This window comes from Herbidospora sp. RD11066, assembly GCF_054661255.1.
On sequence record NZ_BAAGDO010000018.1, the window covers coordinates 41,401 to 54,565 of the forward strand.

Sequence of the window (13,165 nt, forward strand, 5' to 3'; positions counted from 1 at the left end):
AAATCTTGTAACCCGCCGGAAAGGTATGGACATCCTCGAAGCCCGGGGGTAACCATAATCCTCATACGGTATGCAGTATGGCGTAGACGCAATTCAGAACGTTCTGACAGAACGTCTTTGAGAGGACGGCCCTGATGACGGAACCAGCCCCGGACCAGATCTCCGGAGGTCACCTGGTCGCGAAGGCGCTCAAGGCGGAGGGGATCGACGTGATCTTCACCCTCTGCGGCGGCCACATCATCGACATCTACGACGGCTGTGTCGACGAGGGCATCGACGTGATCGACGTGCGTCACGAGCAGGTCGCCGCCCACGCGGCCGACGGCTACGCACGCATCACCGGAAAGCCCGGCTGCGCCGTGGTGACCGCGGGCCCCGGCACCACCGACGCGGTGACGGGCGTGGCCAACGCCTTCCGCGCCGAGAGCCCGATGTTGCTGATCGGCGGCCAGGGCGCCCTGAGCCAGCACAAGATGGGCTCGCTGCAGGACCTGCCCCACGTCGACATGATGACGCCGATCACCAAGTTCGCCGCGACCGTCCCGTCGACCGAGCGGGTGGCCGACATCGTGTCGATGGCCTTCCGCGAGTGCTACAACGGCGCCCCCGGCCCGTCGTTCCTCGAGATCCCGCGCGACGTGCTCGACGCCAGCGTGCCGCTGGCCAAGGCCCGCATCCCCGAGGCCGGCCGCTACCGCGCCTCCACCCGCCAGCTCGGCGACCCCGACGCGATCGAGCGCCTGGCCGACCTGCTCGTCCACTCCGAGAAGCCCTGCGTGCTCCTCGGCAGCCAGGTCTGGACGACCCGCGGCACCGACGCCGCGATCGACTTCGTCCGCGGCCTCAACGTGCCCGCCTACATGAACGGCAGCGGCCGGGGCACCCTCCCGCCCGGCGACCCCCACCACTTCCAGCTCTCGCGGCGCTACGCCTTCAACGAGGCCGACCTCATCATCATCGTCGGCACCCCGTTCGACTTCCGCATGGGCTACGGCAAGCGCCTGTCGCCCACGGCCAATGTGGTGCAGATCGACCTCGACTACCGCACGGTCGGCAAGAACCGCGACATCGACCTGGGCATCGTCGGCGACCCGGGGCTGATCCTGGCCGCCGCCGCGCAGGCCGTCTCGGGCCGCGTCGACACCGGTGCCGCCAAGCGCAAGGTGTGGATCGAGGAACTGCGCACGGTCGAGACCCAGGCCTTCCAGAAGCGCCTGCCGCGCCAGCTCTCCGAGTCCACGCCGATCGACCCCTACCGGCTGGTCCACGAGATCAACGAGTTCCTCACCGAAGACACCATCTACATCGGCGACGGCGGCGACATCGTCACCTTCTCCGGCCAGGTCGTGCAGCCCAAGTCGCCCGGCCACTGGATGGACCCGGGCCCCCTGGGCACCCTCGGCGTCGGCATGGCCTTCGCGATGGCGGCCAAATACGCCGAGCGCGACAAGGAGGTGCTGTGCCTGTTCGGTGACGGCGCCTTCTCCCTCACCGGGTGGGACTTCGAGACGATGATCCGCTTCGACCTGCCGTTCATCGGCGTCATCGGCAACAACTCGTCGATGAACCAGATCCGCTACGGCCAGGCCGCCAAATACGGCGAAGACCGCGGCCGCATCGGCAACACCCTCGGTGACATCCGCTACGACGAGTTCGCCCGCATGCTCGGCGGCTACGGCGAAGAGGTCCGCGACCCCGCCGACATCCAGCCGGCCCTCCAGCGCGCCCGCGAGTCGGGCAAGCCCGCGCTGATCAACGTGTGGGTCGACCCGGAGGTCTACGCCCCCGGGACCATGAACCAGACGATGTACAAGTAGGGAGCGCGGCATGCCCAAGGCCTTGGAGGGCGTCCGCGTCCTCGACATGACCCATGTGCAGTCGGGCCCATCGGCGACCCAGCTGCTCGGCTGGCTCGGCGCCGACGTCGTCAAGGTGGAGGCCCCGACCGGCGACATCACCCGCAGCCAGCTGCGTGACGTGCCGGGCGTCGACAGCCTCTACTTCACGATGCTCAACTGCAACAAGCGCTCCGTCACGCTCAACATGAAGAGCCCGCGCGGCAAGGAACTGTTCACCCAGCTCGTCCAGGAGTCCGACATCCTGGTGGAGAACTTCGGTCCCGGCGCCGTCGACCGGATGGGCTTCCCGTGGGAGCGGCTCCAGGAGCTCAACCCCCGCCTGATCTACGCCTCCATCAAGGGCTTCGGCGCCGGGAAGTACGCCGACTTCAAGGCCTACGAGGTGATCGCCCAGGCGATGGGCGGCTCGATGTCCACGACGGGCTTCGAAGACGGCCCGCCGCTGGCCACCGGCGCCCAGATCGGCGACTCCGGAACCGGGATCCACGCTGTGGCCGGCATCCTGGCCGCGCTCTACCAGCGTGAGGCCACCGGCCAGGGCCAGCGGGTCCAGGTGGCCATGCAGCACGCCGTGCTGAACCTGTGCCGGGTCAAGCTCCGTGACCAGCAGCGCCTGGGCGCCGGTCCGCTGCGCGAATACCCCAACGAGACGTTCGGCTCGGAGGTGCCGCGGTCGGGCAACGCCTCCGGCGGCGGGCAGCCCGGCTGGGCGGTCAAGACCGCGCCCGGCGGGCCCAACGACTACGTCTACGTCATCGTCCAGCCGGTCGGCTGGAAGCCCATCGCGGAGATCATCGGCCGGCCCGAGCTGGCCGACGACCCCGAGTGGGCCACCCCCGAGGCGCGCCTCAACAAGCTCGACAAGATGTTCCAGCTCATCGAGGACTGGGCGACCCACCACGACAAGTGGACCGTCCTCGACCGGCTCAACGCGGCCAACGTGCCGTGCGGGCCGATCATGTCCACCGCCGAACTCATCGACGACGAGTCGCTGCGCGCCGAGGGTGCGGTCGTCACCGTCCCCCACCCCGCGCGTGGTGAGTTCACGACGGTCGGCAGCCCCCTTCAACTCTCCGCCTCCCCGGTCGACATCACGACGCCGCCGCTGCTCGGAGAGCACAACCACGAGATCTACACGCGGCTCGGAGTGACGGCCGAGGAGCTGGCCGAGCTGAAGACGAACGGAGTGATCTGAGATGTCGGCAGAGGTTCGCGAGATCCTCGACAAGGCGCGCGCCGAAGGGCGCACCGCGCTGACCGCCCCCGAGGGCAAGCGCGTCTGCGACGCCTACGGGATCGCGACCCCCGGAGAGGGGCTGGCCACCTCGGCCGACGACGCCGTCGCGCTGGCCACCTCGATCGGGTTCCCGGTGGTGCTGAAGATCGTCTCCCCGGACATCCTGCACAAGACCGAGGCCGGCGGCGTCCTGGTGGGCGTGGGCTCGGCCGAGGCCGTCCGCGCCGGCTACGAGCAGATCCTGGCCAACGCCCACGCCTACAACGCCGGAGCCGTCATCGACGGCGTCCAGGTGCAGCAGATGGTCGGCGGTGGCCACGAAGTGATCATCGGCGCGGTGACCGATCCGACCTTCGGCAAGGTGGTCGCCTTCGGCCTCGGCGGAACGTTAGTCGAAGTGTTAAAGGACGTGACCTTCCGGCTCGCCCCCCTAACAGTGCATGATTCCCTGGCGATGCTGGACGACATCAAGGCGGCCGAAGTGCTGCGTGGGGCCCGCGGAGCCGCACCGGCCGACCGGGCGGCTCTGTCGACCATGATCGAACGCGTCGGCGCGCTGGTCGCCGACTTCCCCGAGATCGCCGAGGTCGACCTCAACCCCGTCTTCGCCTCCGCGAACGGCGCCGTGGCCGCCGACGTGCGCATCATCCTGTCGGCCGAGGCTCCCGTGGAGACCCCGCGCATCCCGCGCGAGGAGATCCTGGCCAAGATGAACCGCATCTTCCACCCCCGCGCGGTCGCCGTCATCGGCGCCTCCGGTGAGAACGGCAAGATCGGCAACTCGGTCATGCGCAACCTGATCAACGGCGGCTTCCGGGGCAACATCTACCCGATCAACCCGAAGGCGACCGAGATCCTCGGGTTACCGGCCTACAAGTCCATCGCCGACGTGCCCGGCGAGGTCGACGTCGCGGTCTTCGCGATCCCGGCCGCGTTCGTGCCGTCGGCCCTGGAGGCCGCAGGCGAGAAGGGCGTCGCCGGGGCGATCATGATCCCCTCGGGCTTCGCCGAGACCGGCAACGTCGAGGGTCAGCAGGAGATCGTCGAGATCGCCCGCAAACACGGCGTGCGCATGCTCGGGCCCAACATCTACGGCTACTACTACACGCCCGAGAACCTCTGCGCGACCTTCTGCACCCCTTACGACGTGCAGGGAAGCGTCGCGCTGACGTCCCAGAGCGGTGGCATCGGCATGGCCATCCTCGGCTTCAGCCGCACCACCCGCATGGGGGTCTCCGCCATCGTCGGAGTCGGCAACAAGGCCGACGTCGACGAAGACGACCTCCTCACCTTCTTCGAGCAGGACGACAACACCAACTGCGTCGCCATGCACCTCGAAGACCTCAAAGACGGCCGCGGCTTCGTCGAAGCCGTGCGGCGGGTCGTCACCAAGAAGCCGGTGATCGTGCTCAAGGCGGGCCGCACCGCCATGGGCGCGAAGGCCGCCGGCTCCCACACCGGCGCCCTCGCCGGCGACGACAAGGTTTACGACGACATCCTCCGGCAGGCCGGTGTCGTCCGCGCTCCGGGCCTCAACGACATGCTGGAATACGCCCGATCCCTGCCGATCATGCCGACTCCCCAGGGGGAGAACGTCGTGATCATCACCGGTGCGGGCGGCTCCGGCGTGCTCCTCTCCGACGCCTGCGTCGACAACGGGCTGACTCTCATGGAGATCCCGCCCGACCTCGACGAGGCGTTCCGCGCCTACATCCCGCCGTTCGGAGCGGCGGGCAACCCGATCGACATCACGGGCGGCGAACCGCCCGCGACCTACGAGAACACCCTCAGGCTGGGCCTCACCGACCCCCGGATCCACGCGCTCGTGCTCGGTTACTGGCACACCATCGTCACCCCCCCGATGGTCTTCGCCGAACTGGTCGCCCGAGTCGTGGCCGAGGAAAGGGCCAAGGGCAACCACAAGCCGGTCGTCGCCTCACTGGCCGGTGACACCGAGGTCGAAGAGGCCTGCGAATACCTCTTCGACCACGGCGTGGTCGCCTACCCCTACACCACGGAGAAGCCCGTCGCCGTGCTCGGCGCGAAATACCGCTGGGCCAGGGCGGCGGGACTCATGCCCGGCTGACGCACCACCCGCACCACAACTTGCGGCGGCCCGCCGCACCTGAGCACGGCGGGCCGGCGCACGATGCTCCGGGTTCCAGGACCGGAGACCCAAGAGGGGGGCGAATCGGGGACAGGCGGGACCAATCAACTCCCGAGGAGGTCCATACGTGGACACGTCAAGTACACCGGCGACCGAACCCACGGCTGCCAACGCAGGACAAGAAGAGAAAGTGTGGCGGGCGGGCAAGCTTGAGCCGATGCCCATCCGCACCCTGCCCGACGCGCCCCCGTCGGTGCACATCCTCGGGCCCACCGTGTTCCTCGTGGCGCTCGGCGTGGGCATGGGCGAGTCGTACATGTGGCCCCGGCTGGTGCTGCTGTTCGGACCGGAGATCCGCTGGCTGTTCCTCGTCGGCGTCACCCTGCAGGCCGTCGTCATGCTGGAGATGGCCCGCTACGCCATGGCGACCGGAGAGAGCATCTTCTTCGGCGCGGCCCGCGTCTTCAAGCCGCTGATGTGGTTCTTCTTCGTCGTCGCCATAGCCGTCTACATCTGGCCAGGCCACCTGTCGGCGGGCGCGGCGGCGTTCGAGGAGATAACCGGCATCCCATGGACGGTGACCGCGGTATGCGGCCTGCTCCTGGTCGGGGTGGTGTTCAGCCTCGCCAAGGTCATCTACTCCTTACTGGAGACGCTGTTGTCGATCCTCATCGGCGCCCTGGTCATCGGCACGGCCATCGTCGCCGCGATGGTCGGCACCTGGGGCGACGTCGTCAGCACCGTCACGGGCATGTTCTCCATCGGCTACATCCCGCAGGAGGCGCTGACGGCCGCGTGGTTCCCGGTGATCGTCGGGTCGATCGCGTTCGCCGGTCCGTCCGGAATGCAGCAGATGTGGTACACCCTGCACCTGCGTGACTCCGGCGCCGGAATGGGCGCGCACATCCCGCAGATCCGCGGCCTGCGCCACGCCGGCGAAGAAGAGGCCATGCCGTCGCGGGGCTTCATGTTCGACACCGACAACCCCGAGGAGATGAAGAAGTGGCGCGGCTGGCGCCGCTGGGTCACCTTCGACGCGCTGCTGCTGTTCTGGGGCGTCACCATGCTGGTCACCATCTCGTTCACGGTGATCGCGCAGGCGGCGGCCCGGCAGACGCCGGGCGTCAAGGAGGTCATCGCGAGTGGTGAGCGCGAGGCCGCCCTGTCGGCCATGGCCGACTCGTTCGCCTCGGCGGGCAGCTCGGTCCTGGGCGTCATCTTCCTCGGGTTCATCGCGCTCATCGGTCTCAACGCGACGCTCGGCCTGTTCGACTCGTTCTCGCGCGGTCAGGCCGACATGACCTACCACTTCGTGAAGGGGGCGAAGAAGATGCGCATGTCGTATCTCTACGCGGCCTTCCTGTGGGGCGTCATCGCGTTCGGCATCCTCATCCTGCTGTTCGGCCCGGCCGACGGTCCGAGCGGCATCCTCGACACGCTGGCGTTCCTGTCGACCTTCGCCATGGGCGCCTACTGCGTGACGTTGCTGCTGGTGAACAACCGCATGCTGCCGAAACCGATCCGCCCCAAGTGGTGGTCGAACCTGATCATCGGCTTCGGCGCGGTCTTCTACCTCGGCATGCTGCTCTACAGCCTGCTCGCCTACGGCGTAGTGGTCGGCTGACATGGCGGCCGACGGAACCTCCATCCGGCTCGCCGGGGAACTCGCCCTCCCCGGTGTCGCGATCGGGGCCGTCGGCGGCGCCATGGCCGGCGGGCTGACCCTCTTAACGGGTCAGCCCGTCGGCTGGGCCGCCGTCGCGGCGCTCACGCTCGCCCTCCCGCTGGCGCTGTTCGGCGGCGTCTACAGCACGCTGCTGGGCCTGCCCGGGCCGTTCCGGCCGGGCCTGTTCGCCCCCGCCGGCCTGTTCTGGTTGGTCGGCTTCCCCCTGGCCCGGTTGACCCAGGAGGTGAGCACGGGCCTTATCCTCGACGGCCGGGTGCTACTGGCGGGCGGGGTGTTCGGCTTCCTGGCCTACCAGGCGCTGGTCAGCCTCGGATTCGCGATCGGATTCGTCTGGCTGCACGAGCGCCTCATGCCGCACTGGCTCGTCCAACTGGCTCCCCGCAACGCGGTGGCGCGCTCGCTGCTGGCGCGCTACATCGAGCACGCCGAGGCCCTGAGCCGTGGGCGTAGAGCCCGTGGTAAAGGCCAGACGAAAGGAGTCCGATGAACCTTCCCGCCTGGGTCTGGTTGGCCACGGTCGCGGGATTCGCCCTGGTGCTGGCGTTCGACTTCTGGCTGGTCGCACGCAATCCCCATGAACCCTCTTTCCGCGAATGCGTCGGCTGGGTCGTCTTCTACGTGGGCCTGGCCGCCGCGTTCGGAGTCGGCCTCTGGATCCTGTGGGGGAGTGACCACGGCGGAGAGTTCTTCGCCGGATGGATCACCGAATACTCCCTGAGTGTCGACAACCTGTTCGTCTTCTTGATCATCATGAGCCGGTTCCAGGTACCGCGGCAGTACCGTCAGAAGGTCCTGCTGATCGGCATCATCATCGCCCTGGTCATGCGCGGCGCCTTCATCGCCGCCGGGGCCGGCGCGATCTCCCGGTTCGACTGGCTCTTCTACATCTTCGGCGCCTTCCTGATCTACACGGCGTGGAAGCTCATCGGCCACGAGGAGGACGAGGCCGAGTTCTCCGAGAACATCGCTCTGCGCACCGTCCGCCGGGTCCTGCCCTCGACGGACAAATACCAGGGCGCCGCGATGACCGCCCGCATCGACGGCCGCCGCGTGGTGACCCCGATGCTCATCGTCATGGTCGCCATCGGCACCACCGACCTGTTGTTCGCCCTCGACTCGATCCCCGCCATCTTCGGCCTGACCCGCGAGCCCTACATCGTGTTCACCGCCAACGCGTTCGCGCTGATGGGCCTGCGGCAGCTGTTCTTCCTGATCGGCGGCCTGCTCGACCGGCTCGTCTACCTGAGCAAGGGCCTGTCGGTCGTGCTCGCGTTCATCGGCGTGAAGCTGATCATGGAAGCCCTGCACCACGACGGCGTCCCGTGGGCCCCCGAGGTCCCGATCTCGGTCAGCCTGGGCGTGATCATCGGCACGCTGATCATCACCACCATCGCGAGCCTGATCAAGACCCGCATGGACGACCGCCGCGCCGCCGCCGCGCCCCCCGCACCTCCCGCGCCGAAGGACGACGCGGGCGAGGAGGGCCGCACGAAGGCCGACATCGACAGCTGACCCGCTTCACCGGCCTCCGCGGGGTGTCCGCCCCGCGGAGGCCGATTCCTCTGTACGACCCCACACCGGCCATCGCTGTTTGGTTTGGCGGGATGAAAGCTCTGGATCAGTTGTTCATCAACTTCCGCGACTTCGGCTTCGACGGTCACGCGTATCGCTGGGTGGACATCAAGCGCTTCGGCCTGTCGCGCCCGGTGGCTGCCGACGAGGATCTGCTGAAAGACCTGATCGGCCATGAGCACTATCGGGACGACTACGCGGGAGGGGGAGTCGAAGCCGGCGGAGAGCGTCACGGCCCCTACTGGCTGAGGAACGTCGGCCCCGACGCCTTCGCGGCCATCTCCGAGACGGAGGCGAGTGCTGTTCTGCGCGACTGGGCGAACCGGTTCGGTGCCCTTCCCGATCCCCTGGCCGCCCGGCTCGAGCGAGAGGTCCATCCCCTGGTGAGAGGAGCCACGGTGAGATACCGGCTCCAGGACCTCGGCGTGGAGGCCTTCCACGACTGGGGCGGGGTGCACGGTGAGTTCCACGAGCTGGTTCTGCTGGACCGCCAGGCCGCGACGCTGTCACTGCTGGTCGCCGCCGACGACTGAACGAGGGCCGCCGCCACGATGACGTCGGACCCCGGCGCGGGAGGTGCGCCGAGTCCGACGCCGGGTGGCAAGCGGCGGTCAGTGCTGTTCGGCCTTGACGGGCTCGGTGGCCCACTGGCGGACGTGGGTCTCGACGCCTTCGGCGGAACGGGCCTTCCGCAGCGCGGTGGCGAGGCCCAGCCCGATCGGGTGGCCGTCGGCCGAGGCGCCCAGCGGGCCCTCGAAGGCGCGCAGCTTCTTGAAGAACGACTTCATGCGAATACACCTCCTTCGCGAACTGGTTCGACTACCCGGGACGGTCCCGGGAAATCCTGAACGTCGGCAGAAAGAGCGGCCGGCGGTTCAGAGACGATCGACGGGCGGCGGGTGCCTTTTCCGGCTCGGGCCGCGACAGTGCTGGAATCGATGGTCGGCGACATCGCATCGGGTGACGCCGGATGTTTCCGGGAAATCGCGTTCGGGCTTTCCGTGCGGATAAGCCTGTTCCGATTTTCCCGGTCGGTTATTAGGTCAGGGTTTCCGGCAGGGAAACACCAGGGTGGCGTGGGGATATTTCCTCGGCGATTTCCGTGAGACATTCGGGCATGCCGGAATGATTCACCTTGCCAAGACGATAGGTGATCGGCAGAAGGCGGCCGATATCCACCGCTCCTTGCCGATTGATGGCCAGGCGCCGGTTCGCCTGGGTGATGTGACGGCGTCCAGCCGAGTGAACGGCCGGACGTCGGTTCAGCTGGAAACGGCGCGCGGACGGCGGCGGCGGATCGGGGCCGGGGGCTCCTCCTCCGGGTGCTGGGCGCGCGACTCCAGGTAGGACTGGCGGGTGTGCTCGGTGTGGCGGCGCATGATGTCGGCGGCGACGTCTTCCTCGCCCGCCTCGATCGCGTCGATGAGGGCGGCGTGCTCCTCCCACGAGGCCTTGCCGCGGTGGCGGGCCACGGGGGTGTGGTACCAGCGCACCCGGCGGGCCACCTGGGAGGCCAGGTCGGCCAGCACGCGGTTGCCCGACATGTTGACCACCGCGGTGTGCAGCTCGCTGTTCGCGGCGACGGCGGCGTCGACGTCGTCGGCGACACAGGCGGCCAGGCCGCGCATGCAGATGTCGCGTAGCACCGAGATGTCTCTCTTGTCGGTGTTGCGGGCCGCCATGCGGGCCGACTCGGCTTCCAGGAGAGTGCGGACGGCGAGGAGCTGGTCGGCCTCCTCGACCGTGGGGGCGTGGACATAGGCGCCGTGGCCGGGTCGCAGGTCGACCCAGCCTTCGCCGCTCAGCAACTGGAGGGCTTCCCTGACCGGCTGGCGGGAGACGCCGAGGTTGTCGGCGAGTTCGTTCTCGACGAGGTGCTGACCCGGCTTCAGGCTGCCGATGATGATGAGCTCGAGGATCCTCTCCAACACGCTCTCCCGCAGGGTTGTGGGACGAACGATCTTCGCGGTGGAGCCCTGGTTGGCCAGCATCGGGTTTCTCAACTCCTGGAAACGACCACTAAAATGTTTGTCGTCGACTGCCTACAGCATACATTCCTGACATTCTGGCTGGCCGTGACATCGCTCACACCAGCCTGCCCACTCTGTCAGCACTCTGACGCGTCGCGCATCCCATGCGCGTACACAGCGATCTTCAGAGGGATGGCACGGGCAAGGTCGCGGGGACGCCCGGGCGGCGCAGAGCGGCGCACAGCAGGGCGGTGACGGCGGCGAGGGCGGTGGCGGCCACGAAGACCGGCGCGCCCGCGTTGCCCGCCAGGGCGGGCTGGGCCAGGATCGCCAGGCCCACGCCGGCCGGGCCCGCGATGGCCTTGGCGGTGTAGACCAGGCCGTGGATTCCGTGCACACGGTCTTCGCCGAAGTATTCGCGCACCAGGGCGGCGATCAGCGGATAGATGGCTCCGCCGCCCAGTCCGGCCGGGACGGCGGCGACGACCGCGACCATGTCGGCCGCGGCGACGGCGGCGGCCCCGGCCAGCATCCCCTGGGCGATCGCCAGCAGGGTCAGCGCGGCGGCGAGGACCTTCACCCGGCCGAACCGCTCGGCGAGGGGGACCGCCGTCGAGCGGCCGAGGCCGGTGAGGGCCAGCAGGACGGCGAGCGCGAGCCAGGCGGGCTCGGGGCCCAGGAAGGCCAGGGCGATCACGTCGAAGATCGCGACGGTGCCGGCGCCGATGAGGATCACGGTCAGCACGACCAGCGTGGGGGTGCGCACCGCCTCACCCAGCGAGAACTGGCGGGCGGCGCGGGGCTGGCGGTGCAGGACCCGCCGGTCGAGGGCCCACTCGCGCGGGTCGATCTCGGGCGGCCACCAGTTGGCCGGGGGAGTGCGCAGAACCGCCGCCGCCCAGGCGATCGCGGCCAGCCCGAAACCGGCCATGACCGGCCATAAGCGCATGTCGAGCATGAGCGGCAGGGCGCTGCACGAGTAGGCGCCGGTCACGAAGGCGACGCGCACCCCCGGTCGTTCGGGATACCAGCGGGCGAGGGTCTCGGTGCAGGCGGCGTACACGAGCCCTGCGCCGGTGCCCCCGAGCAGACCGTAACCCACCAGCAAAGGCACGCCGGGGGCGGCCAGCGACGGGATCGCGAGCGCGCAGAGCAGCGCGCCGAGCCAGAGCGCGACGCGGACGCCGACGACCCCGCGCGAGAGCAGGCGGGTGGCGGGCAGCGCGACGGCGGCCTGGCAGGCCAGCCAGACCGCCAGGGGCAGCAGGACCTCGGCGGCCGAGACGGCGTGGGCGCGGGCGATGGACGGGGCGAGGGCGGCGTAGCCGTATTGCATCGGGCCCACCGCGGCCATGGCGGCCATGGCGGGCCAGAGCATCGCCGATCTTGGACGGCCGATGAGCTGAGGGGCCGCCGGGCCCACCTGGTAGACGCGCCCGCGCCAGTCTCTGACTTTCAATGTATCCTGCATACCGTATGGGATATCCCAGCACCCCGCCTCTTGTCGAGAGGCCTTTACGACGCCCGTTCCATACGGTATACCGTCTACAAGATGCGTTGAGGGAGGCCCTGTGGACCTGTTCGAGCACCAGGCGAAGGAGCTGTTCGCGCGCTACGGCGTTCCCGTCCCCGAGGGGGCGGTGGCGGCGACGCCTGAGGAGGCGCGCGCCATAGCCGCCGAGCTGGCCGGGCCGGTCGTGGTCAAGGCCCAGGTGAAGACGGGCGGTCGCGGCAAAGCCGGCGGCATCAAGCCCGCTCCCGGCCCGGCCGCGGCGGAAGACGCCGCCCGCGCGATCCTCGGAATGGACATCAAGGGTCACCTGACCCGAAGTGTCCTGGTCGAGGTGGCCAACGTCCCGGCAGAGGAGTATTACGCCGCGTTCCTGGTCGACCGCGCCGCCGGGAACTTCCTGGCGATGTGCTCGGCCTCGGGCGGCATGGAGATCGAGGAGCTGGCGGTCACCGACCCGGGCGCGCTGGTCAAAGTCCCCATCGATCCGCTGCGCGGCGTCGACCACGAGACGGCGGCGTTCATCGTCACCGAGGCGGGGCTGCCGTCCGACATCGCCGACGAGGCGGTCGACATCCTCGTCGGCTTATGGAAGGTCATGGCCGGTGAAGACGCCGTGCTCGTCGAGGTCAACCCGCTGGCCCGCACCGCCGACGGCCGCGTGCTCGCCCTCGACGGGAAGGTCACGCTCGACGAGAACGCCGACTACCGGCACGAGCGCCCCGCCGACGCCGCCCAGGGCGGCGACGACCTGGAGAGCCGGGCCAAGGCCAAGGGGCTCAACTACGTCAAGCTCGACGGCTCGGTCGGCGTGATCGGCAACGGCGCGGGGCTCGTCATGAGCACCCTCGACGTCGTCGCGCAGGCCGGGGCCAAGCCCGCCAACTTCCTCGACATCGGTGGCGGCGCCTCGGCCAAGGTCATGGCCGACGGCCTCGGCGTCATCCTGTCCGACCCCGACGTGAAATCGGTGCTGGTCAACGTGTTCGGCGGGATCACCGCCTGCGACGCGGTGGCCGACGGCATCGTGGCCGCCCTCGCCACGCTCGGCGAGCAGGGTGCGACCCACCCGATCGTGGTGCGGCTCGACGGCAACAACGCCGAGGCGGGCCGCCGGATCCTCGATCAGGCAGCGCATCCCGCCGTCCGGCAGGTCCCGACCATGGACGGCGCCGCCGAAGAGGCGGCCAGGCTGGCCAACGCGGCCGCGTGAGGAGACCCCC

12 protein-coding genes are annotated in these 13,165 nt (G+C 69.1%); 8 read left to right on the forward strand and 4 right to left on the reverse strand.

All coding sequences use genetic code 11. The features are described 5' to 3' along the window. Window positions 1-134 precede the first annotated feature (134 nt). From ACYQ78_RS38770 to ACYQ78_RS38800, 7 genes are all read left to right on the forward strand, one after another. Entirely contained in the window at window positions 135-1,817 is a 1,683-nt protein-coding gene (locus tag ACYQ78_RS38770) for a thiamine pyrophosphate-binding protein (protein WP_459805991.1), read from the forward strand. A 10-nt stretch (window positions 1,818-1,827) separates the two neighbouring features. Beyond that, a complete protein-coding gene (gene frc, locus ACYQ78_RS38775) occupies window positions 1,828-3,054 on the forward strand; it encodes a formyl-CoA transferase (protein ID WP_459805992.1) in 1,227 nt (408 codons plus the stop codon). Window position 3,055: 1 nt separating this feature from the next. After that, a complete protein-coding gene (locus ACYQ78_RS38780; protein WP_459805993.1) occupies window positions 3,056-5,182 on the forward strand; it encodes an acetate--CoA ligase family protein in 2,127 nt (708 codons plus the stop codon). A 238-nt stretch (window positions 5,183-5,420) separates the two neighbouring features. Continuing rightward, window positions 5,421-6,827 (forward strand): Nramp family divalent metal transporter, encoded by a 1,407-nt coding sequence (locus tag ACYQ78_RS38785; protein ID WP_459805994.1) that lies wholly within the window; start codon window positions 5,421-5,423, stop codon window positions 6,825-6,827. 1 nt (window position 6,828) lies between these two features. Beyond that, window positions 6,829-7,377: a hypothetical protein gene (locus tag ACYQ78_RS38790; protein ID WP_459805995.1), complete on the forward strand. Its 549-nt coding sequence runs from the start codon at window positions 6,829-6,831 to the stop codon at window positions 7,375-7,377. Continuing rightward, the gene (locus ACYQ78_RS38795) at window positions 7,374-8,402 is read left to right on the forward strand and encodes a TerC family protein (RefSeq protein ID WP_459805996.1); all 1,029 of its coding nucleotides are present in this window, start codon (window positions 7,374-7,376) and stop codon (window positions 8,400-8,402) included. Before ACYQ78_RS38790 ends, ACYQ78_RS38795 begins: the two co-directional genes overlap by 4 nt. A gap of 92 nt (window positions 8,403-8,494) precedes the next feature. After that, on the forward strand, window positions 8,495-8,995 hold the full coding sequence (locus ACYQ78_RS38800; RefSeq protein ID WP_459805997.1) for a TilS substrate-binding domain-containing protein: 501 nt from the start codon (window positions 8,495-8,497) through the stop codon (window positions 8,993-8,995). A gap of 78 nt (window positions 8,996-9,073) precedes the next feature. Here the strand turns inward: ACYQ78_RS38800 and ACYQ78_RS38805 are convergent, their stop codons facing one another. The 4 genes from ACYQ78_RS38805 to ACYQ78_RS38820 form a co-directional block, all read right to left on the reverse strand. Beyond that, window positions 9,074-9,250, reverse strand: coding sequence for a hypothetical protein (locus tag ACYQ78_RS38805; protein WP_459805998.1), 177 nt, complete (start codon window positions 9,248-9,250; stop codon window positions 9,074-9,076). A gap of 250 nt (window positions 9,251-9,500) precedes the next feature. After that, on the reverse strand, window positions 9,501-9,641 hold the full coding sequence (locus tag ACYQ78_RS38810; protein ID WP_459805999.1) for a hypothetical protein: 141 nt from the start codon (window positions 9,639-9,641) through the stop codon (window positions 9,501-9,503). An 83-nt stretch (window positions 9,642-9,724) separates the two neighbouring features. Continuing rightward, complete coding sequence (locus tag ACYQ78_RS38815; protein WP_459806024.1) at window positions 9,725-10,453, reverse strand: GntR family transcriptional regulator; 729 nt, start codon at window positions 10,451-10,453, stop codon at window positions 9,725-9,727. Between the two features lie 163 nt (window positions 10,454-10,616). Next, a complete protein-coding gene (locus tag ACYQ78_RS38820; protein WP_459806000.1) occupies window positions 10,617-11,891 on the reverse strand; it encodes an MFS transporter in 1,275 nt (424 codons plus the stop codon). A gap of 112 nt (window positions 11,892-12,003) precedes the next feature. On the opposite strand from ACYQ78_RS38820, the gene sucC reads away from it, so the two are divergent. Next, on the forward strand, window positions 12,004-13,155 hold the full coding sequence (gene sucC / locus ACYQ78_RS38825) for an ADP-forming succinate--CoA ligase subunit beta (RefSeq protein WP_459806001.1): 1,152 nt from the start codon (window positions 12,004-12,006) through the stop codon (window positions 13,153-13,155). Window positions 13,156-13,165 lie beyond the last annotated feature (10 nt).

Coding starts and splice junctions, on each gene's coding strand:
- ACYQ78_RS38780 (WP_459805993.1), top strand. CDS start 3,056: ATGTCGGCAGAGGTTCGCGAGATCCTCGACAAGGCGCGCGCCGAAGGG.
- ACYQ78_RS38805 (WP_459805998.1), bottom strand. CDS start 9,250: ATGAAGTCGTTCTTCAAGAAGCTGCGCGCCTTCGAGGGCCCGCTGGGC.
- ACYQ78_RS38815 (WP_459806024.1), bottom strand. CDS start 10,453: ATGCTGGCCAACCAGGGCTCCACCGCGAAGATCGTTCGTCCCACAACC.
- ACYQ78_RS38785 (WP_459805994.1), top strand. CDS start 5,421: ATGCCCATCCGCACCCTGCCCGACGCGCCCCCGTCGGTGCACATCCTC.
- frc (WP_459805992.1), top strand. CDS start 1,828: ATGCCCAAGGCCTTGGAGGGCGTCCGCGTCCTCGACATGACCCATGTG.
- ACYQ78_RS38795 (WP_459805996.1), top strand. CDS start 7,374: ATGAACCTTCCCGCCTGGGTCTGGTTGGCCACGGTCGCGGGATTCGCC.
- ACYQ78_RS38790 (WP_459805995.1), top strand. CDS start 6,829: ATGGCGGCCGACGGAACCTCCATCCGGCTCGCCGGGGAACTCGCCCTC.
- ACYQ78_RS38770 (WP_459805991.1), top strand. CDS start 135: ATGACGGAACCAGCCCCGGACCAGATCTCCGGAGGTCACCTGGTCGCG.
- ACYQ78_RS38800 (WP_459805997.1), top strand. CDS start 8,495: ATGAAAGCTCTGGATCAGTTGTTCATCAACTTCCGCGACTTCGGCTTC.